This is a genomic window from Streptomyces sp. NPDC052910 (assembly GCF_055585605.1).
Genome location: NZ_JBVJJR010000005.1, coordinates 514,496 through 539,321 on the forward strand (window position 1 = coordinate 514,496; position 24,826 = coordinate 539,321).

Below are 24,826 nucleotides of genomic sequence, written 5' to 3' on the forward strand. Positions count from 1 at the left end.
GCAGAGGCGCGGCCATCACGGTCGTCTGCGGCCCGGCGGCCGCGCGTGCGACGCTCACCGGTCGACGCCTCCCATCACGGGGTCGATGGACGCCACCGCGACGATGACGTCGGCGACCTGGCCGCCCTCGCACATCGCCGCCATGGACTGGAGGTTGTGGAAGGAGGGGTCGCGGAAGTGGACCCGGTACGGGCGGGTTCCGCCGTCGCTGACGACGTGGGCGCCGAGCTCGCCGCGCGGCGACTCCAGGGACGCGTACGCCTGCCCCGGCGGCACCCGGAACCCCTCCGTCACCAGCTTGAAGTGGTGGATCAGGGCCTCCATCGAAGTCCCCATGATCTTCTTGATGTGGTCGAGGGAGTTGCCGAGACCGTCCGGCCCCAGGGCGAGCTGCGCGGGCCAGGCGATCTTCCTGTCCGCGACCATGACCGGTCCCGGCTCCAGCCGGTCCAGACACTGCTCGATGATCCGCAGCGACTGCCGCATCTCCTCCAGCCGGACCAGGAAGCGGCCGTACGCGTCGCAGGTGTCCACCGTCGGTACGTCGAAGTCGTACGTCTCGTAGCCGCAGTACGGCTCGGACTTGCGCAGGTCGTGCGGGAGTCCGGCGGCGCGCAGCACCGGGCCCGTGACGCCCAGGGCCATGCAGCCGGTGAGGTCGAGGTACCCGACGTTCTGCAGGCGGGCCTTGTAGGCGGGGCTGCCGACCGCGAGCTTGTCGTACTCGGTCAGGTTCTTGCGCATCTTCTTCACGAACTCGCGCACCTGGTCCACCGCGCCGGGCGGCAGGTCCTGGGCGAGGCCGCCGGGGCGGACGTACGCGTGGTTCATCCGCAGGCCGGTGATGAGCTCGAAGATGTCGAGGATCATCTCCCGGTCCCGGAAGCCGAAGATGGCGACCGTGGTGGCACCGAGCTCCATGCCGCCGGTGGCCACGAACACCAGGTGCGAGGAGATGCGGTTGAGTTCCATGAGCAGCACGCGCAGCGTCGTCGCCCGCTCCGGGATCTGGTCCTCGATGCCGAGCAGCCGCTCCACGCCCAGGCAGTACACCGTCTCGTTGAACAGCGGCATGAGGTAGTCCATGCGCGTGACGAAGGTGGTGGCCTGGGTCCAGTTGCGGTACTCGAGGTTCTTCTCGATGCCGGTGTGGAGGTAGCCGATGCCCGCGCGGGCCTCGGTGACCGTCTCGCCGTCGATCTCCAGGATCAGGCGGAGCACGCCGTGGGTGGAGGGGTGCTGGGGGCCCATGTTGACGACGATGCGCTCGTCGTCGGTCTTCCGGGCCGCGGCGACGACTTCGTCCCAGTCCCCGCCGGTGACGGTGTAGACGGGCCCCTCGGTGGTCTCGCGGGGGCCTTCGGTGCTTCTGGGACCTCGGGCGCCCTGGGTGCCCTGGGGCTCCCCGGGATCCGCCGCCGTGCCGTTCGCGTTCGCGGAACCGTGCGGGCTCGTGGGGGATTCGCTGGTGGACATCAGGTGTACGACCTCCGCTGGTCCGGAGACGGGATCTGAGCGCCCTTGTACTCGACGGGGATGCCGCCGAGCGGGTAGTCCTTGCGCTGCGGGAAGCCCTGCCAGTCGTCCGGCATCATGATCCGGGTGAGCGCCGGATGGCCGTCGAAGACCAGGCCGAAGAAGTCGTAGACCTCGCGCTCGTGCCAGTTGTTGGCCGGGTAGACGTCGACGACGGACGGCACGTGCGGATCGGCGTCCGGGGCGGTGACCTCCAGCCGGATCAGCCGGGCGTGCGTCACCGAGCGCAGGTGGTAGACGGCGTGCAGCTCGCGGCCCTTGTCGCCGGGGTAGTGGACGCCGCTGACGCCGACGCAGAGTTCGAAGCGGAGCGCCGGGTCGTCGCGGAGCGTCCGGGCGACGCGCGGCAGGTGCTCGCGGGCGATGTGGAAGGTGATCTGCCCGCGGTCGACGACGGTCTTCTCGATGGCGTGCGACGGGACGACGCCCTGCTCCTCCAGCGCCCCCTCCAGCTCGTCGGCCACCTCGTCGAACCAGCCGCCGTAGGGCCGGGCGGTCTCGCCGGGCAGCCGGACGGTGCGCACCAGGCGGCCGTAGCCGGTGGTGTCACCGCCGTTGTTCGCGCCGAACATGCCCCTGCGGACGCCGATGACCTCGCCGGTGTCACCACGCTGGACGGGGACCCGCTCGTCCGGACGGTCCTGCTCGCTCACGGCAGCAGTCCCTTCATCTCGATGAGGGGCAGGGACTTCAGCGCCGCCCGCTCGGCCTCGCGGTCGGCCTCGGCCCGGTGCGGGCCGAGCTTCTCGCCCTGGATCTTCTTGTGCAGCTTGAGGATCGAGTCCATGAGCATCTCGGGGCGCGGCGGGCAGCCGGGCAGGTAGATGTCGACGGGGACGATGTGGTCGACGCCCTGGACGATCGCGTAGTTGTTGAACATGCCGCCGCTGGAGGCGCAGACGCCCATGGCGATGACCCACTTGGGGTTGGGCATCTGGTCGTAGACCTGGCGCAGCACCGGCGCCATCTTCTGGCTGACCCGGCCCGCCACGATCATCAGGTCGGCCTGGCGGGGGGAGCCGCGGAAGACTTCCATGCCGAAGCGGGCGAGGTCGTAGCGGCCGGCGCCGGTGGTCATCATCTCGATGGCGCAGCAGGCGAGGCCGAAGGTGGCGGGGAAGACCGACGCCTTGCGGACCCAGCCGGCGGCCTGTTCGACGGTGGTCAGCAGAAAGCCGCTGGGCAGCTTCTCCTCAAGACCCATGTGCGGTGGCCCCCTAGTCCCATTCCAGGCCGCCGCGCCGCCAGACGTAGGCGTAGGCGACGAAGACGGTGAGTACGAAGAGCAGCATTTCGACGAGGCCGAACAGCCCGAGGGAGTCGAAGGCGACGGCCCAGGGGTAGAGGAAGACGATCTCGATGTCGAAGACGATGAAGAGCATCGCCGTCAGGTAGTACTTGATCGGGAAGCGGCCGCCCCCGGAGGGCTGCGGCGTCGGCTCGATGCCGCATTCGTAGGCCTCGAGCTTGGCGCGGTTGTACCTCTTCGGCCCGATGAGCGATGCCATGACCACGGAGAAGATCGCGAAGCCGGCACCGAGGGCTCCCAGTACGAGGATGGGCGCGTAGGCGTTCACCGCTCCTCGCTCCTTCCAGTCGACGCTGACTGCTGGCTGACCGGACCTCCGCGCGGACCGCTCACCGGCGAACACCGCGGAAGGTTCTGCGAAGATCGCGGATATGTGAGGCAGTTCACAAGCCCGGGTCGAGGGCATCTTATGCCTGGTGGTCTGTGATCTGCGACACGGCGTACAGCACGGCGTTTGTGATCTCCACCACCTGACGAACGATCATCAAGTCGGATGAGCGGTGATCTTTTCACCTGAAGCATGCGAGTGATCACCAGTGGTCACATTCCGGCGGTTTTCCGCTGGTCGGAGCGGTCCACGGCGGATGAGGCACTATCAAGCCACGCGGCCATCACGCAAATTGGCATCTGCCAACGTCAACTGATATAGGAGCGCCACCCACTGGAGCCACCGTCCGACGGCCCACCGTCCGGTCCCCCCGGGGGTCCGCTGATCGTCGGTTCGTGCTTTCCTTCACCAGCCGCCGGCGATCGCGACCCGGCACCGCGACGGGAGCGGGCGCACGTGAAGTCCGCCACGTGAGCGCTCGCTTGGTGTCCGATTTGCCCGGCGATCTTCGACGGCCGATACCGGAACGTGATATGCCGGGCCGTCAAGCGCCCCTGGTGCCCAAATGCCATGCTTAACCGCATGATCACGATTGCGGGACCGGGCAGCGGAAAGCCCGCTTCCAGCGTGCCTGCCCCGAATTCGGGACCCTCGAACGCCGGTTGTGGTCCACGTCACTTATATTGAACTCCACCTACGGCGCCTGATAAGCCCTTGTCCCATGTCCCCCAACGCGCACATAACCAGCCACCGGAAGCCCCGTCGCCCCGCGACGCAGTCGTGGGCCATCCGCTCGGGTGTTGCCGGTGGCGTCCTCAGCACCCTGGCCGTCACGGGCGCCGCGCAGGCGACCGCCGCCGAGAAGCCCGCCGAGGCGACGATCGAGATGCCGGCCCTCAACGCCGCGCTCTCCGCCTCGGTCGCCGAGAGCGCCGCGGCCACGCAGCAGACCGCGAACGACTACCAGGTCCGTGCGCAGGTGGACAAGGCCGTCGACCACGCCCGCGTCGCCGCCAAGAAGGCCAAGCAGGAGGCCGACCGCAAGGCCGAGGCCGAGCGCAAGGCCGCCGAGGCCAAGGAGAAGCGCGAGGCCGAGCAGGCCCGCGCCTCCCGTGACGCCCAGCGCACCGCCCTCGGCACCAAGGCCACCGCCTCCTCCGACAGCGACGACGAGGGCACCGGCGCGCAGGGCTCCGGCTCCGGCACGAGCACCACGACGACCTCCACGAAGAGCACGGGTGCGACCGGCAACGCCGCCACCCTCATCGCCTTCCTCCGCGCGCAGGTCGGCAAGGCCTACGTGATGGGCTCCACCGGCCCGTCCTCCTACGACTGCTCCGGCCTCGTCATGGCCGCCTACCAGCAGATCGGCATCAGCCTCCCCCGCGTCTCCCAGGACCAGTCGACCGCCGGCACCCAGGTCTCCCTCTCCAACCTGCAGCCGGGCGACATCGTCTACTGGGGCGCCGCGGGCAGCGCCTACCACGTCGGCGTCTACATCGGCGGCGGCAAGTTCATCGGCGCCCAGAACCCCAGCACGGGCATCGTCGAGCGCGACATGAGCTACTCCCCGCCCACCGGCGCGGTCCGCGTCATGTGACGCGCTTTCGGACACGGCGAAGGGCCGCCACCTCGGACAGAGGTGGCGGCCCTTCGCCGTACCCCGACGACCGGAAACGCCTGCGCCGCCGGCACGCCGTCACTACGATCGGCTCATGGCCGAGTCGGAGACGACCTTCCGTTCGCTGGACGGAACCGCCCTCGCGGGCACCCTGACCGCACCGGAGGGACCGGCGAACGGCCTGGTGGTCCTGGTGCACGGGGCCGGAGTGACGCGCGAGGAGGGCGGCTTCTTCACCCGCCTCGCCGACTGCCTGGACGAGTAGTCCGTCCGGCCGGCCGGTGGCGTGGTGGAGGCGGAGCCCTCAGCCGTTGCTGACCTTGATGGACCCGCTGGAGGTCGTCAGGGTCAGGTGGTGGGGGGCCGAGGGGGCCTGGGGGATGGATATGTTCTTGGTGCCGCTGTCGGTGTCGGTGGTGACGCGGTAAGGGCCGTCGGGGGCGGTGACGGTGAGGGCGCCGCTGGTCGCCTTGGCCTCGACGTCCTGCGGGGACGCGAGGGCGAGGTCGAGGGTGCCGCTGGAGACATTCGCCTTGACGGGGCCGTTGAGGCCCCGGGCCTTCACGGCGCCGCTGGTCGCCCGGACGTCGACCGGGCCGGCGATGTCGGACAGGTGGACGGCGCCCGAGGTCGCCTTGACCTGGACCGCGCCGACGTCGGTGAGGTCGACGGAGCCGCTGGTGACCTTGCCGCTGACGGGGATTCCGGCGGGCACGGTGACCTCGTAACCGACGGAGCAGTCGTCCCCGCAGTCGCCGAGTACGAGGACGCCGTCCTCGACGCGGTGGGTGGGGCCGTCCGGGCGGTCGCCGCGGTACCGGACGGTCCGGTGGAGGTCCGTCCTGGTGATGCCGGACTTGCCGTGGAGGGTGACGGATCCGGAGTCGCCGTCGAAGCGGACCGCGGTGATCTTCTGCGAGACCGAGGCGTCGTCCTCGAACTTGTCCATCGGCCCCAGGTCGCACGCGCTGAGGGCGCCGATGGCGGCCGCGGCTGTCAGAAGGGCCGCGGTGATCGGACGAAGACGGGGGCGCATGGGAGATTCACGTTCCTCACGGATAAAAAAAAGTCGCCGGCCGACTGGCCGTGTGACGAGGTTATGCCCGCCCCGATCACGCTCGGTATGGGGAAAACCCCCGGTTCTCCCCGGGTGTCTCCGCCACCCGGTGTCAGGGTCGTCCCCGTCCCGGAGGCCCGGGGACTCGTTCGCGGACCTCCGGTCACCGGACCTCCGGTGGACGACATCAGGACGTTCTTCCGCGATCCGCGCGCCCCGGCCCCCCAAGGGCCACCCGGACGGACGGGCGGCCGGCCCGGCGGCGGCAGGCGCGAGGGGGCCGACCGGTTCCGGCCGCACTCCCGGGCGGCGGGCTTCCCCGTCCCGCTACGGTCTCCGGATGACCGAGACCGAGACCACCCTCCCCGCCACCCGCGAGGCCTACGACGCCGTCGCCGCCACCTACGCGCAGCTCTTCCGGGACCATCTGCGCGAACGCCCCCTGGAGCGCGCCCTGCTGAGTGCCTTCGCCGAGCTGGTGCGGGCCGAGGGCGACGGCGGGGTCGCGGACCTCGGCTGCGGGCCCGGGCACATCACGGCCCACCTCCGCGAACTCGGCCTGGACGCCTTCGGTGTCGACGCCTCCCCCGCGATGATCGAGCTCGCCTGCGAGGCCGGGCCCGGGCTGCGGTTCGAGGTCGGCTCGATGGCCGCGCTGGACATCGCGGACGGCACGCTCGGCGGAGTGCTCTCGCGGTGGTCCGTCATCCACACCCCGCCGCGGGAACTGCCCGCCATCCTGGCGGAGATCGCCCGGGTCCTGGCCCCCGGCGGACACCTGCTGATCGCCTTCCCCGCCACGGACGGCCCCCACGACGAGCCGCAGCCCTACGACCACACCGTGGCGACGGCCTACCGCTGGTCCCCCGACCGCCTCGCCGGGCTCCTCCGCGACCACGGGCTGACGGAGTCGGCCCGCCTGGTGATCGAGCCGGAGCCCACCGACCGGCGGCAGTTCCGGGAGGTTCAACTGCTCGCGCGGAAGGCGTAGGGACAACGCCGCCTCTCCCCTCGGCGGCGTTCCGGGGCGGCACCGTCATGGTGAGCCGGGAGGACGCCGGTGACCCGGTCCCTCTCCTGGCCCACAACACCCTGTTCGACAGGCCTGAGGTCACCGACTGGCACGCCTCGCCGCAGGGCGCCGTTCCCGGCGCCGGCGGCCGGTGGTCACCCCCTCGGAACCCTTAGGGGATCCGCCCCAGCGCCCGGTCCACCAGTTCCCCCGCGCTCCCCGTGTACCGCGCCGGATCGCACAGCTCCGCGCACTCCTCCGGCGTGAGGACGCCGCGGAGGCGGGGGTCGGTGGCCAGCATCTCGGCCAGGGGGCGGCCCGTACGGGTCGCCTCGCCGGTGAGTTCGGTCAGCAGCCGCTTGGCCGCCGCCTTCCCCAGGCGGGGGGCGAGGACGGCGGAGACGCGTTCCGACACCATCCGGCCGCCCGTCAACGCCAGGTTGAGCCCCATCCGTTCCGGCCGGACCTCCAGCCCCTCCGCGAGCTCGACGGCCGTATGGGCGGCGCCGCCCGTCAGCCGCAGGCACTCGCGCAACGGCAGCCACTCGGCGTGCCAGGCGCCTCCCGAGCGTTCGTCCTCGGCGAGGAGCTGCTGGGTGAGGACGGTCGCGAAGGCCGGCACCTGGAGGGCGGCGGTGCGGATCATCGTGGCGAGGACCGGATTCCGTTTGTGCGGCATCGCCGACGACGAACCGCGCCCGGCCGCCGCCGGTTCGGCCACCTCCCCGACCTCCGTGCGCGTCAGGTTCTGCACGTCCACGGCGAACGTGCCGAGCGCCCCCGCCGCCATCCCCAGGACCGCCCCCAGGTCGGCCATCGGGGTCCGCAGCGCGTGCCAGGGCAGCGCCGGCCGGCCCAGCCCGGTCTCCTCCGCGAACAGCGCCCCCAGCCGGCCGGCGTACGAGTCCGGGTCGGACTCCCCCGCCAGGCGCGCGTACTCGAGGTACCCCGCCGGCGTGCCCGCCGCGCCGCCCAGCGCGACGGGCAGGCCGCCGTCCAGCAGCCGGGCGATCCGCTCGGCGGCGTCCAGCACGAGTTGCCGCCACCCGGCCGCGCGCAGGCCGAAGGTGGTGGGGACGGCCTGGAGGGCGAGGGTCCGGGCGGCGGCCGGTGTGTCGCGGTGGGCGGCGGCCGGCCGGCCGAGCGCGTCGGCAGTCCGCAGCAGGTCCGCGTGGATCAGCCGCAGCGCCCGGGCCACGACCAGCAACGCGCCCGTGTCGAAGACGTCCTGGCTGGTGGACCCCCGGTGCACGTACTCGGCCGCCGCCGGGTCCCGTTCCGCGACCACCGCGGTGAACGCGGCGACCAGCCCCACCACCGGATTGGCCGTCTCGCGCGCCGCGAGGGCCAGCGCGCGGATGTCCATCCGCGCCGCGCCGGCGGCCTCGGTGATGGTCCGGGCCGCTTCCCGCGGCACGGTCCCCAGTTGGGCCTGCGCCCGGGCCGGCGCCGCCTCGGCGTCGAGCATGGCCCGCACCCAGGCCGCGTCGCCGGTGGCCTCCTCCACGGGGGTGCCGGCCCGTACGGGGGAGAGCAGGCCGGTGTCCTGGAGGGCGTCCCGGGCGTGGGCGGTTATCGGTACGCCTTGCGCGAGGGGTGGGGGCATGTGCCGGAACAAGCGAATCCGCCGACGGCCGGGGGACGTTCCGGCCGCTCCCCCACAGCCCGACGGCGGAGGTCACCGGCCCCCGTCGGAGCCGGGCCGGTGACCTCCGCCGCGCAACCCACCCGTCAGACGGGTACCCCGGCGAGCGCCGCCGACTCCTCCGGCACCGCGTGCACCGGTGTGAGGCCGAGCACTGCGCGGGCGACGGCGTCCGAGTCGGCGAGCGTCACCGAGTCGACGCCCGGCCGGATGCCGGCGGCCGTTACCCAGTGGACGGCCTCCGGCGGGACGCCGTAGGCGAAGCGGCGCGGGTGCGCGGTGCCGTCGGCGGCGACGACGCGGTACGGGCGGGCGGTGACGGCGAGTCCGCCCGTCTCGTACGCCGTTCCGTCCGCCGACGGGATGCGGTACGGCGCGCACTGGCCGGTGTCGAGCAGGTGCCGCGGCAGCGGGTCCCCGGTGCGCCGCAGGTCGGGTTCGGGCAGCCGGGCCTCGATCAGCGTCCGGGCCCGTACGGGCGGCCCCGGCACCCGCGGCGAGGAGCGGTGAAGGCACCGGCCGCCGGGTCGAGGCGTACGTCGGTGCCGGGTCCGGTCACCTCCAGCACCCCGGCCTCGACGAGCGCGGCCATCTCCTCGATGCGGGAGGCGGGCGGGCCGATGGACAGGAACGCGTTGAGCGGCGTGTACCAGCGCTCCAGTTCGTCGCGGTGGGAGGCGCCGTCGAGCCCGGCGTGGTCGACGGCGAGCCGGATCTCGTTGCGGAGGTCGCGCAGGACGTCCAGGGCGGCCTTGAGCGGGCCGTCCACGTTCCCCTCGCGGGCCGCGCGCACGTCGGCCCGCAGCCGGTCGAGCAGCCAGTGGCGGTACGCGGCGCGGTCGGTGAAGTCGCGGCCCTTGTGCGGCGTGGCGATCCGTTCCCGGTTCGCGCGCGCGTGCCGCCGGGCGCGGCGGCTCGCGTGGGCGCGCCCGGCGCGGTGGCCCGTCGGTCCGGTGGGGTTCCGCCGGTCGGGCGTCAGGCGGGGACCGCGAGAAGCTGGGCCCAGCTCTGGGTGTAATGCAGCCTGCCGTCGAGCGTGACGGCGCGCATCCCGGACACCGGGCCGCCGGCGAGCTCGTCGGTCAGTTCACGCTCGATGCGCGCCGCGGTCTCCGCCGGTGTGCGCGCCTGCTCCAGCCAGGGCGCCAACGGTCGCTGTACGTCGATGACCTCACTGGCGCGGACGTCCGCTCCGGCGGCGGTGAGCAGCTCGGTGATGCGGTCGGCCGTGAGCATCGTGCCGTGGGAGGGGTCGCGCAGCCGCTCGACCCGGTCGGGGTCGCCGCCCAGCTCGGGACGGCGGACCATGTCGGCGACGACGATGCGTCCGCCGGGCCGGCAGACCCGGACCAGCTCCCGGACGACGGCCTCCGGGGAGGCCACGTGGTGGAGCGAGAACCGGGTGACGACCAGGGAGAATGAGTCGTCCAGGAAGGGCAGCGCCGCGGCGTCGCCCCGCTGGTAGACGATCCGGTACAGCCCCTCGGCGTCGGCCTCCCGCTTGCCCGTGGCGAGCATCTCGGGCGTCGCGTCCAGGGCCGTGACGTGCCGGACGTGCCCGGCGAGCGCCCTCGACACGAGCCCCGTGCCGCAGGCGACCTCCAGACAGACGTCCTCGGGCCCGGGGCCGGCGAACTCGACGAGCTCCCGCAGCCTCATGGTGAACGCGGTGTTCAGCCGCGCGTCCTCGAACGTACTCGCCTGACGCGCGAACTCCTGCCGGTTCCGCGCCAACTGGTCCTCGCCACCGCTCCGGAGCGACATGAAGTCGAGCCTTTCCCTGTACGGAGAGCCACAACTGTTTCACCAAGCACGTATGAACCTACTGGTCCGTAGCGCGCAATTGCCAATACCTGTAGGGGAATAGCCGCATCCAGCGGGTTAACACCAAAGGAACGCGGCGTCCCGGACCCCGGCGCACAAAGCGCCCAAGGTCCGGAACGCCGCGCTCCGGAAGGGTGGTTCGCCGGGTCAGGCCTTGGGGGCGATCCGGCTCAGGCCGTTGATGACCCGGTCCATGGCGTCACCGTGCGTCGGATCCGTCAGGTTCGCCAGCAGCTTGAGTGTGAACTTCATCAACATCGGGTGCGTCAGGCCGCGTTCGGTCGCCAGCTTCATGATCTTCGGGTTGCCGATGAGCTTCACGAAGGCGCGTCCGAGCGTGTAGTAGCCGCCGTAGGTGTCCTTCAGCACCTTCGGGTAGCGGCGCAGGGCGAGTTCGCGCTGCTCGGGGGTGGCCCGGCCGAGTGCCTGGACGATGACCTCGGCGGCGATCTGGCCGGATTCCATCGCATAGGCGATGCCCTCGCCATTGAACGGGTTCACCAGCCCGCCCGCGTCGCCCACCAGCAGCAGGCCGCGCGTGTAGTGCGGCTGCCGGTTGAACGCCATGGGGAGCGCGGCGCCGCGGATCGGGCCGGTCATGTTCTCCGGCGTGTAGCCCCACTCCTCGGGCATGGAGGCGCACCACGCCTTGAGCACCTCACGCCAGTCCAGCTCCTTGAAGGACGAGGACGTGTTGAGGACGCCGAGGCCGACGTTGCTGGTGCCGTCGCCCATGCCGAAGATCCAGCCGTAGCCGGGCAGCAGCCGGTCCTCGGCGCCACGCCGGTCCCACAGCTCCAGCCACGACTCCAGGTAGTCGTCGTCGTGGCGCGGGGAGGTGAAGTACGTGCGGACGGCGACACCCATCGGACGGTCGTCGCGGCGGTGCAGGCCGAGCGCGACGGAGAGCCGCGTCGAGTTGCCGTCGGCGGCGACGACGAGCGGGGCGTGGAAGGTGACCGGCGCCTTCTCCTCGCCCAGCTTCGCCTCCACACCGATGACTCGGCCGGTGCGCTCGTCGAGGACCGGGGCGCCGACGTTGCACCGCTCGTACAGCCGGGCGCCCGCCTTGACCGCCTGCCGGGCCAACTGCTCGTCGAAGTCGTCGCGCTTGCGGACCAGCCCGTAGTCGGGGAACGAGGCGAGCTCCGGCCAGTCGAGCTGGAGCCGGTTGCCGCCCGCGATGATGCGCAGGCCCTTGTTGCGCAGCCAGCCGGCCTCTTCCGAGATGTCGATGCCCATGGCGATGAGCTGCTTGGTGGCGCGCGGGGTGAGGCCGTCGCCGCAGACCTTCTCGCGCGGGAAGGCCGTCTTCTCCAGGAGGAGGACGTCGAGGCCGGTCCTGGCCAGGTGGTACGCCGTGGCGGAGCCGGCGGGACCGGCCCCGACCACGATCACATCGGCGGTGTGTTCGGCAGGGGCGTCGGTCACGTCGGCTCTCCCGTTCGGGTGCGTGGAGGGGACTGCTCGGTCTGCGACGAGTCTATGAGCCGGACCCGGCCGGGTGGCCGGTGGGCCGGGCCCGGGGCGGGGGCGGACATCGGAGCGGGGCCGGGGGCGCGGCGGGCCCGAACGCGCGCCGGGGCGTGGGGACGGCCACCGTCCCCACGCCCCGGGATGCCCCTACGGGGGCCGCCTGCGCGGATCCGCCCAGGAGAACCGCTCAGTCCATACCGACCGTCCAGTGGTCGAGCGCGGTGTCGAACGTCCGGTGCCAGTCCTCTGGGCTGCCCATGCCCTCGCGGCCCTGGTAGAGGATGGCGTACTCGGTGCCGGTCGCGTCCACGTACGCCTGGTTGACGGCGTGCATGGTGCGGCCGTGGTCGTTCCAGGTCCACTCCCACAGGGCGCCGGGCCGGCCCTTGAAGGTGTTGCGGGTCAACTGGAGGCGCCGGTAGCCGTCCTCCTTGGCGACGGTCCGCTCCAGCTCGCCGAAGTGCTCGTACGCCGGCTGCTCCGCCTTCTTCACGATGCCGACGCGCAGGTGCTCCGGCCCGGTGGGACCGTGCCAGTCGATCTGCCCGCTGCCCTTGTCCTCGCGGCGCCAGCCCTCGGGGACGGCGAGCGCGAAGCCCTCGGGAGCGGCGGTCAGCTCATAGGACTTCGGCGCGTCACGGCTCGGGTCCGTCACGTGCTCGTGCGCGTCCGGGGCGGCGGTCCGGATCCCGGCGGGCCCGTCGGAGGCGTCGGGACCGGCCGACGGGGTGTTGCCCGTGGCCGGTCCGCCGGCCGACGGGGACGCCGGGCCGGCGGACGGGGAGTCCGCCGGCGCGGGCGACGCGGAGGCCGCGGCGCCGCCCGAGGCGACGGGCGCGGGCGCGGGGGCGTCCGGGCGGTGGTCGCGGCTCGTGGACGGCCGGGACGCCCGGTCGTCCTTCCCGCCGTCCTTGTTCACCAGCAGCACACCGGCCGCGGCCACCCCGCCGACCACGAACGCCGCGGCACCCACGGCGGCCCAGCGGAGGGCACGGCCGCGGGAGGACGCGGGGGCGGGCGCGGGGGCGAAACCGGGTGTCGCTCCGGGCGTGGCTCCGAGCACGGCTCCCGAGGCGTAGGGCGCTGCGCCGCCGGCGAGGGCCGGGGGCGGGGTGGCGTCGACGGCGGTGGGCGGCTCGGTCGCGGCGGGCGGGCCGGTCACGGTGGACGGGCCGGTCACGGTGGGGAGCTCGGGGGCGGTGGCCCCTTCCCCCGCCGGGGCCGCTTCCCCCGCCAGGGCCGGTTCCGCCGCCAGGGGCGACTTTCCGAGCGTGACCGACTCCGCGACCGCCTGCTGCGCCGGAGGCGCGGGCGGCCCGGCCGGAGGCGCGGGCGGCGCCGCCGGGGGCGCGCCGGGCGCCGGGGTCGGCGGCACGCCCGGCGTCGGGGGCGCGGGAGGCGTCACGGGGGCGCCCATCGGCGGAGCGTACGGCGCGTGGAACGGCGCCGGAGGCCCGGGCGGGGGCCCGTACGGACCCGCGAACGTCCCGCCGCCCTTCTGCCCGTGCGAGAGGAGCACCGCGAGCAGCACCGCCCCGGCCGTCCACAGCATCCCGAAGAGGAAGAGCTCGCCGCCGTTCACCCCGAGTTCGGTGTTGGCGAAGCCGCCGATGATGTCTCCGCCGGAATGCCCCTTCATCTCGGTCGAGATCCCCGCGGCAAGCCCCAGCGACCACAGGGCCAGCAGGAAGAAAGCGCCCGACAGCGCCTGCTCCTTGCGCCCCTCCCGTGCACGGCGCACCAGCATCAGCGTCAAGGAGAGGGCGCAGAGCACGCCCACGGCCACGATGCCGGCCTCGGCCCAGCCGCCCCAGACGTCACCGGCGTCGGAGAGGCCGAACTCGTGGCTACGGCCGAAGGAACCGGAGCGGGGTATGCGCTCGGAGCCCCCGAACCACACGTCGTCGTCGCCTCCGTAGCGGCCACCGGCCCCGAACCGGGCGGTCAGGTCGGCCCCCCAGGAGCCGCCGACGCACACGAGCGCCGCGTTGACCAGCAGGGCCAGAATGCCCACCAGCGCCCAACCGTTGAGCTCGTCGGCCTTGTCGAACTGATACAGGAGGACGACGAACAGGACGGCGGACCACAGGCCCACGGCCAGAGCGAGGGCGCGCAGGGCGGTGCCGAGGGCACGCAGGACCATCCGCGCGCCGGGGCCGAGCCGGGTGAGAACGGCGTCACGGGAGAGCACGGCACCGCTGAGCAGCGTGGTGAGCGCGAAGGTGAACAGCGCGGCGAGCACCGGCGTGGTCGAAACCTCGGTGTCGAGCGACTCCGGCTGCCCGTACAGGCCGAACACCAGCACCACCACACCGGCCACCAGCCCGACGCGCGGCGCGGCGTCGATGCCCGCACCGGCCGGCCGGGCCCGGCGCAGCCATCGGGCGCCGAGGATGACGGCGACCGCCCACAGGACCGTCATCGTCAGCAGCCAGAACGATATGGACCCGCTGACCCGCGACGACTCGTACGACGCCCCGTTCTTGAGGTCGGCGGTACCGCCGAGCCCCTGGATCAGGACGGCGATCACCACTTGGAACCGCTGGTTCCAGGGCACCCCGTCGTCACCCGAGTCGCCGGAACCGGAACCGGGCCAGCCGGACGAGTCCGAGGAGCCCGAGGAGTCGGAGCCCCAGGACGGCGCGGCGAAGCCGATCGCGAGGATCAGGAACAGGGCCACCGGCCACAGCGCCGCCAGCGACGAGCCCGCCCAGTCGCCGGTGAACACCCGGCGCAGGAACACGGCGGCGGGTCCCGGCGGGGCCGGCACACCCGGCGGGGCGGCCGGCGGCGGACCGTACGCCCCGGCGGACGCGGCGTACGGCGGCGCGGCCGGCGGGGGCGGTCCGAACGGCGGGGGCGCGGCGCCGGGCGGGGCCGGTGCGGCGGGTGGTGCGTGGGGTGGCGGCGGCGCGGCGGGCCGGGCCGGTGGCGGGGTGGCGTCCGCCGCCCCGCCACCGGCCGCCTGCGTCGCGGGCCGCTCCTTGCCGCACGTCATGCAGAAACGGGCGCCGGCCGTGAAGGCGGTCCCACAAGACGGGCAGAACGACGTCATAAACGCTCCGGTGACTCGGTGTCTCCCGGCCTGTACAGGAAAGCCGAGGCCGGAACCTTACCGAACGTCAGCCGACCGGAGAGGCCGCTTTCCTGCCTCGGTGCAGAGCGACGATCCCGCCCGCCAGGTTGCGCCACGCCACGTCCGTCCAGCCGGCCTCCAGCAGCCGTCCGGCGAGCGCCGGCTGGTCCGGCCAGGCGGGGATCGACTCGGCGAGGTAGACGTACGCGTCCGGGCTGCTGCTCACCGCGCGCGCGACCGTCGGCAGGGCCCGCATCAGGTATTCGGTGTAGACGGTGCGGAACGGCTTCCAGGTCGGGTGGCTGAACTCGCAGATCACCACCCGGCCCCCGGGCTTGGTCACCCGCAGCATCTCGCGCAGCGCGGCGTCCGTGTCCTGCACGTTGCGAAGCCCGTAGGAGATGGTGACGGCGTCGAACACCCCGTCCGCGAACGGCAGTCGGGTCGCGTCACCGGCGGTCAGCGGCATCCACGGGTGCCGCTTCTTGCCCTCGCGCAGCATGCCCAGCGAGAAGTCGCAGGGGACGACGTACGCGCCGTCGGCGCTGAACGGGATCGACGAGGTGCCCGTGCCGGCCGCGAGGTCCAGCACCTTCTCCCCCGGGCGCCCCGCGACGGCGGCCGCCACGTGCTTGCGCCACCGCCGGGCCTGGCCCAGCGAGATCACGTCGTTGGTCAGGTCGTACTTGGCCGCCACGTCGTCGAACATCGCGGCGACTTCGTGCGGCTGCTTGTCCAGGGAGGCTCGGGTCACGTCCCCCATTGTTCACCTCTGTCCCCCGCCTCCGGACACAGGGGCCTCTGGTCGGCCCGGCCGCTCCGCGACGACGTCACCTCCACGGCACGGTGAGCGCCCCTCCTGCGAGCCCCCGCGCCCCCAGGCCCACCGGCACATCCCCCGGAACCGACCACCGCTCGTCGACGGCCGCCGTCCCGCACCGATGGCACACGCTCTCACGGCCCGCCGCACACGGCAGGGCCCTCCATTCCGCACCGCGGACGACCGGAGCGGCCGGCCCGCGTCGATCACTCTGCCGAAGAAAGCGGAAGGGATGGTTCTCCTTGACGGACTGCTGACGCTTCCGCCGCCGCCCGCTACGCATCCTTGACGGCGGCGCCGCCCTCAGAGCTCGACCAGGCTCGCCAGGTCGATGACGACGGGGAACGGCCGGTCGGTCTCCAGCTTGCCGGTGTGCACCGGCCGATCGGGCGCGGAGACGTACTGCCCGGTCTCCTTGTGCAGCCAGAACTCGTGCACCTCCGGCATCCCGTCCTCGCCGCGCTCGACGCGCCAGTAGTTCTTCACCCCGGCGGAGGCGTAGAGGGCGGGTTTGCGAACGCGGTCGTCCTGGCGGGAGCCGGGGGAGACCACCTCGACGACGAGGACCGCCTTTTCCGCCGGCAGGTGCTTCGACTGAAAGACGTCCCACCCTCTCCTGTCGAACACGACTACGTCGGGAACCGGAGGGTTCTGCTCATCGATCAGGACACATTGCTCGTCCAAGGCCGCGTAGTGCCCGGTCACGCACCCTTTCAATTGCTGCTTGATGTTGGAACGAACCACGTTGTGCCATGCCGAGGGCCTCCCCCTGACCACGATCACTCCGTCCACGAGCTCCCAGTCGAACGGCAGCTCCAGGTCCTCCACCTGGTCCACCGTCCATCCGTTCTCCGGCGGGAACATCCAGTTCTCAGGAGTGGCCTTGTCCGGCTCGGCGGCCTGCTCCAGCCGTTCTGCGATCATCACTGCTCCCATGAACGCGAGTGTGGACGCGCGTGCGGACCGCGGTCCTGAATACGACGGTACCGTCACCCGATGTGATGAGCGGGGCGCACCGCGCCGCCCTCAGGCGCCCCGGTAGACCAGCCGGCCGCCCAGCACCGTCGCCACACACGTACCCGCCCCTGCCGCCACGAGACCCGCCTCGTCCGGGACGTCGAACGCGGCCAGGTCGGCGCGGCCGCCGACGGTCAGGGGGCCGGGGATCACCTCGGCCAGTGCGGACGCGGTGCGGAACGGGTCGAGGTCCGGCGGCGCGGCGGTGATGCCGGGGGCCAGGTTCGACGGGACCTCCCGCAGGCCGGAGCGGGCCACGGCCGTGCGGACCACCGTGTCGCGGAAGGGGCCGCCGACCGCCGTCGTGCCGTAGCGCAGCATGCGCTGGAGGCCCCGCCGGACACTGCCCGACCTGCGGGACTCCGGCATGTCCAGGGCCGTGAGGCGGTCGCCGGTCAGCGGGCGGTCGCCGAGTTCGTCGTACTCGCGCGGGTCCGGGTGGTAGGCGCGGGTCAGCAGCCACAGGCCGTGCCACTGCCGGAGGCCGGGCGTCAGGACGCCCGGCCAGCGGCGTACGCGCGCGCCCGGGTACGCCGCCGTCACCTCGTCGAGCGGGCCGAGGGCCGCGACGGCCCCGCCGTCGACGAGGACCGCGCCGCCGGGCACGGGCGCCGCCCCGGGGGCGCCGGTCAGCAGCAGCCCGGCCGCGTGGATCGTCAGCACCGGAAGGCCCCGCCTCAGTCGGCGGCGACGAGCTTGAGCTCCGGGTGGGCCGTGCCGCCCTCGATCGCCGTGGAGGAGAGGTGGGAGACGACGCGGTCGTCGACGGGGTCGTTCGCCGGGTCGTCGTGGACCACGATGTGCTCGTACGTCGTCGTCCGCTGCGCGGGGACGCGGCCCGCCTTGCGGATCAGGTCGATGATCTCCTGCCGGTTCGAGCGGTGCTTGGCGCCCGCCGACGAGACGACGTTCTCCTCCAGCATGATCGAGCCCAGGTCGTCCGCGCCGTAGTGCAGCGACAACTGGCCGACCTCCTTGCCCGTCGTCAGCCAGGAGCCCTGGATGTGGGCGACGTTGTCGAGGAACAGCCGCGCGATGGCGATCATGCGCAGGTACTCGAAGATCGTCGCCTGCGTCCGGCCCTTCAGGTGGTTGTTCTCGGGCTGGTAGGTGTACGGGATGAACGCGCGGAAGCCGCCCGTGCGGTCCTGCACGTCACGGATCATCCGCAGGTGCTCGATCCGCTCGGCGTTGGTCTCGCCGGTGCCCATCAGCATGGTGGAGGTCGACTCGACGCCCAGGTTGTGGGCGATCTCCATGATCTCCAGCCAGCGCTCGCCCGACTCCTTCAGCGGCGCGATGGCCTTCCGCGGCCGCTCGGGCAGCAGCTCGGCACCGGCGCCCGCGAACGAGTCCAGGCCGGCGGCGTGGATGCGGCGGATCGCCTCCTCGGCGGAGACGCCCGAGATCCGCGCCATGTGGTCGACCTCGGACGCGCCCAGCGAGTGGATGACGAGCTGCGGGAACGCCTTCTTGATCGCGGAGAAGTGCTCCTCGTAGTACTCCACCCCGTACTCCGGGTGGTGCCCGCCCTGGAACATGATCTGCGTGCCACCCAGTTCCACGGTCTCCGCGCAGCGGCGCAGGATGTCGTCGAGGGGCCGCGTCCAGACCTTGTCGCTCTTCGGCGGGGCGTAGAAGGCGCAGAACTTGCACGCGGTGACGCACGAGTTCGTGTAGTTGATGTTGCGCTCGATGATGTACGTCGCGATGTGCTCCGTACCCGCGTACCGACGGCGGCGCACGGCGTCGGCGGCAGCGCCCAGCGCGTGCAGCGGAGCGGACCGGTAGAGGACGAGCGCCTCCTCCGGAGTGATCCGGCCGCCGGCGGCGGCGCGGTCGAGGACGGCTGCGATCTCAGAGGGCGAGAGGTCGGCGTGCTCTGTCACCGTGCGTCCCTTCGGAGGGGGTTCATCAAGACCGAACCAGCCTACGCCAGGGGTCCGACAGGCCCGGGGGCGGCCGGGCTCACCCACCGGAGCGGGTGAGGGTGGCGGTGGGCGAGCCGCCCCTCGCGTCGTCGGAGGCGTAGGTGAGTTTGCCGTCCGGAGTGAGGGTGTAGACGAGGACCGTCCCCTTGGTCTTGGTGCACAGACCGCCGTTGACCCCGTCGTCCTCCTCCACGAGCGTGATCCTCGTGGCGCTGACGGACCTGAGTTTCGCCTTCCCGTGGCACTGCGCCAGTCCCACCAGGTCGTACGTGTTCCGGACCACGTAGTCGCCCTCGCCGCCCTGGCTGATGACGCTGACCAGCGAGCCGTTGGGGAATCCGTTGCTCTGCACGATCCCCCCGGTCCAGGTCCCCACGAACCCCCCGGGCACCAGCCCGTTCTTCCCGGACGCCGCGTGACCGTTTCCCTTCGCCCCGCCGCTGTGGGCCCGGTCCTTCCCGCCGTCCCCGTCGAACGGCCACGCGCCGAGCCCCAGCAGCACGGCGAGGACGATCACCACCGCCCCGACCGCCGGCAGCCCGAACAGCAGGGCCCGGCGCCGGGCGCTCCGCTTCGCCGGTGCCGCCTTCCCGCCCGGCGCGGCCCCCCGGTCCCCGTAGGGGCCCCGGTCGCTGTACGGGCCCGCGCCCGGCCCGCCGTAGGTCTTCGCCCCGGAGGGGTCGTACGGGACGGAGGCGTCGTACGGGCCGCCGCCGGGGCCGTACGCGCCCGGCCCCGCCCCGGTCCCCGTCGCCGGGCCCTCGCGGAAGCCGTAGGCCGTGCCCGGCCCGTTGCCGTCCCGTACGGGGATCGGGCCGCCGGGCCACTCCTCGTAGGAGCCGGGCCCGGACCCCGAGGAGGACGCGCCGGAGGGCCCGGCGAGGGGTCCGCCGGACGGGCCGGAGGACGGGCCGGACGGCGGGTCGGAGGCGCGGCCCCTGCCGCCCGAACCGTGTCCGTTCCCCGCCGGCGTCGCACCGCCGTCCCACTCCGTCGGCGCGTAGCCGAGCGCGGGCCCGAAGGCGCCGGTCGGAACGGACCCACCGGAGCCTCCCGCCCCACCGGATCCACTGGACGCACCGGAGCCACCTGACGAACCGGACCCACTGGACCCACCGGGTGCACCGAAACCACCGGGCTCCCCATCACCCCCAGCCGCCCGTGCCGCCCCCGCTTCCCCCTCCCACCCCTCCAGCCCCAACAGCTCCACCGCCTGCCGGCTCACCTGCTCCACCAGTGGTGCGGGCAGCCAGCCCGGCCCGACGAGGGCGCCCGCCGGGCGGCCGCCGGTGAGCCGGCGCAGGAGGTCCCCGGGGGCGGGACGGTCGCCCGGGTCCTTGGCGAGGCAGGCCGAGACCAGCTCGCGGAGCTCGCCGGCCGGCACCGCGGCGAGTTCCGGATCACCGTGGACCACCCGGTAGTTGATCGACGCGTGGTGCTCGCCGGGGAACGGCGGACCGCCCCCGGCGGCGAAGGCCAGGACCGCGCCGAGCGAGAAGACGTCGGCCGCCCCGGTCAGCGGCCGGCCCAGCACCTGCTCGGGCGCCATGTAACCGGACGAGCCGATCACGACACCGGTGGCGGTGAGCGAGGTCGTGCCGTCCATGGCCCGGGCGATGCCGAAGTCGATCAGCCGCGGACCGTCGAGCGGCAGCAGCACGTTGGAGGGTTTGACGTCCCGGTGGACGAGACCCAGCGCGTGCACGGCGGCCAGCGCCTCGGCCAGCCCGGCGCCCACCGCGCGGACGGCCGGTTCGGGCAGCGGCCCGACGTCGGCGACCGCCTGGGCCAGCGAGGGCCCGGCCACGTACCCGGTCACCACCCAGGGCACCGGCGCGTCCGGGTCCGCGTCCAGGACCGGCGCGGTCCAGGCGCCGCCGACCCGCCGCGCCGTCTCCACCTCGCGGCGGAACCGCGAGCGGAATTCCTCGTCGAGGGCGAGCCGCGGGTGTACGACCTTCACCGCCACCGTCCGCCCGCCGGCGGTGCGGCCCACGTAGACGCGGCCCATGCCGCCGGCGCCGAGCACCCCCAGCAGCCGGTACGGACCGACGACGCGCGGATCTTCCTCCAGCAACGGCCGCATCGGGACCTTCGCCTCCCCCCAGGAGGGGCCGTCCGCCCCTGATTTTCAGCCTATGACTCAATTCATGGCCTGTCCCAGGAACCCGCCTCCCGGGTTTGCCCATCCACTAGGTCGGAACAAACCGTCATGTCCTTCGGGGCAGCAGAATCGTCCGGAGCGACGCGATGACGCACTCGAACGGGCCCTACCGGGGCCAGAGCCGCCGGCGGGCCTCCGGCCGGAAACGCTGGATCATAGTGGTGGCTTCCATAGCCGTCCTCGGCCTGATAACCACCGGTGTCCTGAAATACATGGAGATCGGCCCCTTCTCCCGGAAGGGCGAGCCGGTCAGCTTCGGTCAGGACGTTCCGGGGGACGGCGGTCAGGCCGGGGGGAACGGCGGCGGGAAGCCCGCGGCCCAGCCGGCCGACTCCAAGGTCTCGATGGCGACGGGCCCGAAGGCCCCGTTCAAGAACGCCAACACCCTGAGCGACGGCACCGAGATCGGCGTGGTGACGTACCACGGCAAGAAGTCCGACTTCACCGGCAAGGTCTGGGTCTGGGCGCCGAAGCAGTACTTCGACAAGAAGTACAAGACCAGCGGCTTCCCGGTGCTGATCGCCCTCCCCGGCGGCCCCGGCTTCCCCATGAACTACTGGATGGGCACCGACCTCGGCCTGGAGTCGAGCGTCGCCAAGTGGTCCGCGGAGGGCACGGGCAAGCCCTTCATCATCGCGATGCCCGTCCTCAACCCCCGGAACGCCGACCCGCTCTACTGGGACGGCAGTGACATCCCCGGCCAGCCGAAGATGGGCACCTGGCTCACCGAGGACGTCCCGCAGTTGATCAAGGAGAACTTCCGGACGATCAAGTCCCGCGACGGCTGGGCGTTCATGGGCTCGTCCACCGGCGGTTTCGCGGGCCTGAAGGCCGTGCTGAAGCACCCGGACAAGTTCAAGGCCGTCATCGCGTCGGGCCCTGACATCGTCCCCGACTCGCAGCTCTGGAACGGCCACCAGAAGGAGAAGGACGCGAACAACCCCGAGCTCCTCTCCAAGAAGCTGATCGCCAAGGGCGGCCCGGACGTCTACCTCGCCTTCCAGTACGGCACCCTGGAAGGGACCGTGAAGGCGAAGGTCGACAAGTACATCGCCACCTACGGCAACAAGGGCCCCATCCACACCCGTCTCCAGGTCATCCAGGGCGGTTCCCACAACGCCAAGTCCTATGTGAAGGGGATGGACGAGGGCAGCATGAAGTGGATCAGCGAACACATCTCGGGACCGGTCGGGGCGACCTCCTGATCCACGCCGCGGGGCCCCCGGGCCCCGCGGCCACGCCGCGCCCGGCCCGTACGGAACAGACCGCCATGTCCTTCGGGACAGCAGAAACGTCCAGAGGGACCAGAGGGACAGGATGAGCAACTCAGCCAACGGCGCCTACCAGTCGCGGGGTCACCGCAGGGCCACGCGGGCGAAGCGCTGGTTCCTGGTCGCGGTGTGCATAGCCGTGCTCGGCGCGATCGCCTATCCGGTGCTCGACTACTTCGACGTCTTCTCCGACAAGGGCGACCCGATCTCCTTCGACGACGGGTCCGGAGGGAAGAACGGCGGGGGGAAGCCCGGCTCGAAGGCGCTGATGCCGACCGGCCCCAAGGCCGACTTCACGATCTCCGGCACCGTGCAGGACGGCAGCAAGATCGCCGTCACCACGTACCACGGGAAGAAGTCCGGGTTCACGGGCAAGGTCTGGGTCTGGGCACCCGAGGAGTACAAGGACCCGAAGTACCTGCACAGCGGCTTCCCGGTGCTGATCGCGCTGCCGGGCGGCGCGGGGTTCCCCAACAACTACTGGATGGGCGCCGACCTCAAGCTGGAGGACTCCGTTCAGAAGTGGGCGAAGGAGGGCAAGAGCCTGCCCTTCATCATCGCCATGCCGGTCCTCAACCCCGAGAACCACGACAAGCCCGGGGACAAGACGCCCGGCCGCTACTGGGACGGCAGTGACATCCCCGGCCAGCCGAAGATGGGCACCTGGCTCACCGAGGACGTCCCACAGTTGATCAAGGAGAACTTCCGGACGATCAAGTCCCGCGACGGCTGGGCGTTCATGGGCTCCTCCACCGGCGGCACCGCCGGCCTGAAGGCCGTCCTCCAGAAGCCGGACAAGTTCAAGGCCGTCATCGCGTCGGGACCGGACATCGTGCCCGACTCCCTCCTGTGGCGGGGCCACGAGAAGGAGCGCGCGGACAACAACTCCAAGGTCCTCGCCCAGCGGCTGATCGCCAAGGGCGGCCCGGACGTCTACCTGGGCCTCCAGGTCGGCGGGAACGAGCCGGTCAAGCCGCCGATCGACGCCTTCGTCGCCAAGTACGGCAACAAGGGGCCGGTGAAGACGAAGTACCACGTCATCCAGGGCGGCGAGCACAACGCCAAGACGTATGTGCCGAACATGGAGTCCGGCGGCCTGATCCAGTGGATCAGCGAGCACATGCAGGGACCCGTGGCCTGAGGGGCCGGGGCCGTACGGATCGAGGCCGTACGGATCGGGGGCCCGGCCGGGAGCGCGGCCGGGCCCCGGCTACGGCCCGCCGCCCCCCGAGAGCATGGAGCCCCGGACCCCTCCCCCAAGGGGTCAGGGCTCCAGCAGTTCCACCCGGACGTCGGCGGGGAAGCCGGTGGTCGGCCCGGTGCGGCGGGCGAACTCCGTGACGCCTTCCAGTTGCCGGGGGCCGAACCGGAAGTCGAGCGTGGTGAAGTAGCGTTCCAGCAGCTCCGCGTCGAACGCCTCCCAGCGCGCCGCCTGCTCCGCGACCTTGCCCACCTCCTCCAGGGACAGGTCCCGGGAGGCCAGGAACGCCCGGTGCACGTCGCGGACGGTCTCCGGCTCACGGGCCAGGTAGTCGCGGCGCACGGCCCACACCGCGAAGACGAACGGCAGGCCCGTCCACTCCTTCCACATCTGCCCCAGGTCGTGGACCTCCAGGCCCAGCTTGGGCGCGTAGTGCAGCGAGGCGCGCAGCGCGGGGTCGCCGATGAGCACGGCGGCGTCCGCCTCGCGCATCATCAGACTCAGGTCGGGCGGGCAGGTGAAGTACTCCGGCCGCACCCCGACCTGCTCGGCGAGCAGAAGCTGCGCGAGGCGCACGGAGGTGCGGGAGGTGGAGCCGAGGGCGACGCGCGCCCCGTCGAGCTCCTTCAGCGGCACCTGCGAGACGAGCATGCAGGACATCACCGGGCCGTCGCAGCCGACCGCTATCTCCGGCATCGCGACCAGCTCGTCCGCGTGGCGCAGGAACTCGACGAGGGTCACCGGGCCGATGTCGAGGTCCCCCCGGATGATCGCCTCGCTGAGCCGTTCGGGGGTGTCCTTGGTCAGGTCCAGGTCGAGCAGCGCCCCGGTCCGGGCGAGTCCCCAGTAGAGGGGCAGACAGTTCAGGAACTGGATGTGGCCGACGCGGGGGCGGACGCGCCGCTTCGGGACGGAGCAGGCGTCATCCGGAGGACAGGACTCCGGAGACCGCGGTTCCGGGGCTTCCGCTGCGGGTGCGCCGGCTGCCGGTGCGGGCGCGGCCGAGGCGTCGGGGGCTGGTGCGTCGGATGCTGAATTGTCCACATCCGGAGGCTAGCCCCGCGGCCTCCGGGCCACCCGCCCGGGGGTGCCGACGAGGTCGCGCCCGACGGACGAGCTTTTCCTCCTTTGGCGGACCGAAAACCCACCTTGAGCGTGATCTACAACTCTTCCGCGACAAGAAGGCTCCGTGCTACGCTCACCGCAAGTTGCAGTTTGGTTTCCCTTGCAGTACAGAGCCTGCGGAGCATGTAACCCGCAGGCTTTCGTCGTTTTAGGACTTCTCGCAGGTTCTGGAGCAGGGCAACCCTTTGGGCCCAAGGAGGGCTTTATGGCTACCGGAACCGTGAAGTGGTTCAACGCTGAAAAGGGCTTTGGCTTCATCGCCCAGGACGGCGGGGGCCCCGATGTCTTCGTCCACTACTCCGCGATCAACGCCTCCGGCTTCCGCTCCCTCGAGGAGAACCAGGCGGTGACCTTCGACGTCACCCAGGGCCCGAAGGGCCCGCAGGCCGAGAACGTCACCCCCGCGTAACACG

At 72.2% G+C, this 24,826-nt stretch carries 21 protein-coding genes and 1 pseudogene; 6 read left to right on the forward strand and 16 right to left on the reverse strand.

Going from position 1 to position 24,826, the window contains the following annotated elements:
• Positions 1-54: 54 nt before the first annotated feature.
• The 4 genes from ACZ6X9_RS21470 to ACZ6X9_RS21485 are packed head-to-tail and all read right to left on the reverse strand — an operon-like array spanning position 55 to position 3,113.
• On the reverse strand, positions 55-1,476 hold the full coding sequence (locus ACZ6X9_RS21470) for an NADH-quinone oxidoreductase subunit D (protein WP_469779560.1): 1,422 nt from the start codon (positions 1,474-1,476) through the stop codon (positions 55-57).
• On the reverse strand, positions 1,476-2,189 hold the full coding sequence (locus ACZ6X9_RS21475) for an NADH-quinone oxidoreductase subunit C (protein ID WP_469779561.1): 714 nt from the start codon (positions 2,187-2,189) through the stop codon (positions 1,476-1,478). Before ACZ6X9_RS21475 ends, ACZ6X9_RS21470 begins: the two co-directional genes overlap by 1 nt.
• Entirely contained in the window at positions 2,186-2,740 is a 555-nt protein-coding gene (locus tag ACZ6X9_RS21480; RefSeq protein ID WP_185943878.1) for a NuoB/complex I 20 kDa subunit family protein, read from the reverse strand. The genes ACZ6X9_RS21475 and ACZ6X9_RS21480 overlap by 4 nt, the downstream gene beginning before the upstream one ends.
• 13 nt (positions 2,741-2,753) lie before the next feature.
• Entirely contained in the window at positions 2,754-3,113 is a 360-nt protein-coding gene (locus tag ACZ6X9_RS21485) for an NADH-quinone oxidoreductase subunit A (RefSeq protein ID WP_004941767.1), read from the reverse strand.
• Between the two features lie 781 nt (positions 3,114-3,894).
• On the opposite strand from ACZ6X9_RS21485, the gene ACZ6X9_RS21490 reads away from it, so the two are divergent.
• Positions 3,895-4,773: a C40 family peptidase gene (locus tag ACZ6X9_RS21490; protein WP_469779562.1), complete on the forward strand. Its 879-nt coding sequence runs from the start codon at positions 3,895-3,897 to the stop codon at positions 4,771-4,773.
• A gap of 115 nt (positions 4,774-4,888) precedes the next feature.
• A complete protein-coding gene (locus tag ACZ6X9_RS21495) occupies positions 4,889-5,059 on the forward strand; it encodes a hypothetical protein (RefSeq protein ID WP_469779563.1) in 171 nt (56 codons plus the stop codon).
• 39 nt (positions 5,060-5,098) lie between these two features.
• Here the strand turns inward: ACZ6X9_RS21495 and ACZ6X9_RS21500 are convergent, their stop codons facing one another.
• Positions 5,099-5,830, reverse strand: coding sequence for a DUF4097 family beta strand repeat-containing protein (locus ACZ6X9_RS21500; protein ID WP_469779564.1), 732 nt, complete (start codon positions 5,828-5,830; stop codon positions 5,099-5,101).
• Between the two features lie 361 nt (positions 5,831-6,191).
• On the opposite strand from ACZ6X9_RS21500, the gene ACZ6X9_RS21505 reads away from it, so the two are divergent.
• Positions 6,192-6,842 carry a class I SAM-dependent DNA methyltransferase gene (locus tag ACZ6X9_RS21505; protein WP_469779565.1) on the forward strand — a complete coding sequence of 217 codons (651 nt, stop codon included), beginning with the start codon at positions 6,192-6,194 and terminating at the stop codon, positions 6,840-6,842.
• 193 nt (positions 6,843-7,035) lie between these two features.
• Here ACZ6X9_RS21505 and ACZ6X9_RS21510 read toward each other — a convergent pair whose 3' ends face one another.
• From ACZ6X9_RS21510 to ACZ6X9_RS21555, 10 genes and pseudogenes are all read right to left on the reverse strand, one after another.
• On the reverse strand, positions 7,036-8,469 hold the full coding sequence (locus ACZ6X9_RS21510; protein ID WP_469779566.1) for a nitrosuccinate lyase: 1,434 nt from the start codon (positions 8,467-8,469) through the stop codon (positions 7,036-7,038).
• 125 nt (positions 8,470-8,594) lie between these two features.
• Positions 8,595-9,388 (reverse strand): annotated as a pseudogene (locus ACZ6X9_RS21515) (FAD/NAD(P)-binding protein); the annotation flags it as partial.
• Between the two features lie 95 nt (positions 9,389-9,483).
• Entirely contained in the window at positions 9,484-10,272 is a 789-nt protein-coding gene (locus ACZ6X9_RS21520; RefSeq protein ID WP_469779567.1) for a class I SAM-dependent methyltransferase, read from the reverse strand.
• A 207-nt stretch (positions 10,273-10,479) separates the two neighbouring features.
• Positions 10,480-11,763, reverse strand: a complete 1,284-nt coding sequence (locus tag ACZ6X9_RS21525; RefSeq protein ID WP_469779568.1) for a geranylgeranyl reductase family protein — start codon at positions 11,761-11,763, stop codon at positions 10,480-10,482.
• A 232-nt stretch (positions 11,764-11,995) separates the two neighbouring features.
• A complete protein-coding gene (locus ACZ6X9_RS21530; protein WP_469779569.1) occupies positions 11,996-14,806 on the reverse strand; it encodes a hypothetical protein in 2,811 nt (936 codons plus the stop codon).
• 124 nt (positions 14,807-14,930) lie between these two features.
• Complete coding sequence (locus tag ACZ6X9_RS21535; protein WP_469779570.1) at positions 14,931-15,638, reverse strand: demethylmenaquinone methyltransferase; 708 nt, start codon at positions 15,636-15,638, stop codon at positions 14,931-14,933.
• A gap of 369 nt (positions 15,639-16,007) precedes the next feature.
• On the reverse strand, positions 16,008-16,640 hold the full coding sequence (locus ACZ6X9_RS21540; RefSeq protein WP_469779571.1) for a Uma2 family endonuclease: 633 nt from the start codon (positions 16,638-16,640) through the stop codon (positions 16,008-16,010).
• 90 nt (positions 16,641-16,730) lie between these two features.
• Positions 16,731-17,384, reverse strand: a complete 654-nt coding sequence (locus ACZ6X9_RS21545; protein ID WP_469779572.1) for an amidohydrolase family protein — start codon at positions 17,382-17,384, stop codon at positions 16,731-16,733.
• A 14-nt stretch (positions 17,385-17,398) separates the two neighbouring features.
• Entirely contained in the window at positions 17,399-18,610 is a 1,212-nt protein-coding gene (gene mqnC, locus ACZ6X9_RS21550) for a cyclic dehypoxanthinyl futalosine synthase (protein ID WP_469779573.1), read from the reverse strand.
• Positions 18,611-18,689: 79 nt separating this feature from the next.
• Complete coding sequence (locus tag ACZ6X9_RS21555; protein WP_469779574.1) at positions 18,690-20,738, reverse strand: serine/threonine-protein kinase; 2,049 nt, start codon at positions 20,736-20,738, stop codon at positions 18,690-18,692.
• A gap of 290 nt (positions 20,739-21,028) precedes the next feature.
• Here ACZ6X9_RS21555 and ACZ6X9_RS21560 point away from each other — a divergent pair, with 290 nt between their 5' ends.
• Together ACZ6X9_RS21560 and ACZ6X9_RS21565 are read left to right on the forward strand one after the other, a co-directional pair.
• Positions 21,029-22,021 (forward strand): alpha/beta hydrolase, encoded by a 993-nt coding sequence (locus tag ACZ6X9_RS21560; protein WP_469779644.1) that lies wholly within the window; start codon positions 21,029-21,031, stop codon positions 22,019-22,021.
• A 112-nt stretch (positions 22,022-22,133) separates the two neighbouring features.
• Positions 22,134-23,228 (forward strand): alpha/beta hydrolase, encoded by a 1,095-nt coding sequence (locus tag ACZ6X9_RS21565; RefSeq protein WP_469779575.1) that lies wholly within the window; start codon positions 22,134-22,136, stop codon positions 23,226-23,228.
• A gap of 123 nt (positions 23,229-23,351) precedes the next feature.
• Here the strand turns inward: ACZ6X9_RS21565 and ACZ6X9_RS21570 are convergent, their stop codons facing one another.
• The gene (locus tag ACZ6X9_RS21570) at positions 23,352-24,164 is read right to left on the reverse strand and encodes a menaquinone biosynthetic enzyme MqnA/MqnD family protein (RefSeq protein WP_469779645.1); all 813 of its coding nucleotides are present in this window, start codon (positions 24,162-24,164) and stop codon (positions 23,352-23,354) included.
• 454 nt (positions 24,165-24,618) lie between these two features.
• Between ACZ6X9_RS21570 and ACZ6X9_RS21575 the strand changes: the two genes are divergently transcribed.
• Positions 24,619-24,822: a cold-shock protein gene (locus tag ACZ6X9_RS21575; protein WP_004943697.1), complete on the forward strand. Its 204-nt coding sequence runs from the start codon at positions 24,619-24,621 to the stop codon at positions 24,820-24,822.
• Positions 24,823-24,826 lie beyond the last annotated feature (4 nt).

Excerpts from the sequence above, each read along its gene's own strand:
- ACZ6X9_RS21510 (WP_469779566.1), bottom strand. The coding sequence starts at position 8,469 with ATGCCCCCACCCCTCGCGCAAGGCGTACCGATAACCGCCCACGCCCGG.
- ACZ6X9_RS21565 (WP_469779575.1), top strand. The coding sequence starts at position 22,134 with ATGAGCAACTCAGCCAACGGCGCCTACCAGTCGCGGGGTCACCGCAGG.
- ACZ6X9_RS21470 (WP_469779560.1), bottom strand. The coding sequence starts at position 1,476 with ATGTCCACCAGCGAATCCCCCACGAGCCCGCACGGTTCCGCGAACGCG.
- ACZ6X9_RS21495 (WP_469779563.1), top strand. The coding sequence starts at position 4,889 with ATGGCCGAGTCGGAGACGACCTTCCGTTCGCTGGACGGAACCGCCCTC.
- ACZ6X9_RS21520 (WP_469779567.1), bottom strand. The coding sequence starts at position 10,272 with ATGTCGCTCCGGAGCGGTGGCGAGGACCAGTTGGCGCGGAACCGGCAG.
- ACZ6X9_RS21480 (WP_185943878.1), bottom strand. The coding sequence starts at position 2,740 with ATGGGTCTTGAGGAGAAGCTGCCCAGCGGCTTTCTGCTGACCACCGTC.
- ACZ6X9_RS21575 (WP_004943697.1), top strand. The coding sequence starts at position 24,619 with ATGGCTACCGGAACCGTGAAGTGGTTCAACGCTGAAAAGGGCTTTGGC.
- ACZ6X9_RS21505 (WP_469779565.1), top strand. The coding sequence starts at position 6,192 with ATGACCGAGACCGAGACCACCCTCCCCGCCACCCGCGAGGCCTACGAC.
- ACZ6X9_RS21530 (WP_469779569.1), bottom strand. The coding sequence starts at position 14,806 with ATGACGTGCGGCAAGGAGCGGCCCGCGACGCAGGCGGCCGGTGGCGGG.
- ACZ6X9_RS21540 (WP_469779571.1), bottom strand. The coding sequence starts at position 16,640 with ATGGGAGCAGTGATGATCGCAGAACGGCTGGAGCAGGCCGCCGAGCCG.
- ACZ6X9_RS21500 (WP_469779564.1), bottom strand. The coding sequence starts at position 5,830 with ATGCGCCCCCGTCTTCGTCCGATCACCGCGGCCCTTCTGACAGCCGCG.
- ACZ6X9_RS21560 (WP_469779644.1), top strand. The coding sequence starts at position 21,029 with ATGGAGATCGGCCCCTTCTCCCGGAAGGGCGAGCCGGTCAGCTTCGGT.
- ACZ6X9_RS21555 (WP_469779574.1), bottom strand. The coding sequence starts at position 20,738 with ATGCGGCCGTTGCTGGAGGAAGATCCGCGCGTCGTCGGTCCGTACCGG.
- ACZ6X9_RS21490 (WP_469779562.1), top strand. The coding sequence starts at position 3,895 with ATGTCCCCCAACGCGCACATAACCAGCCACCGGAAGCCCCGTCGCCCC.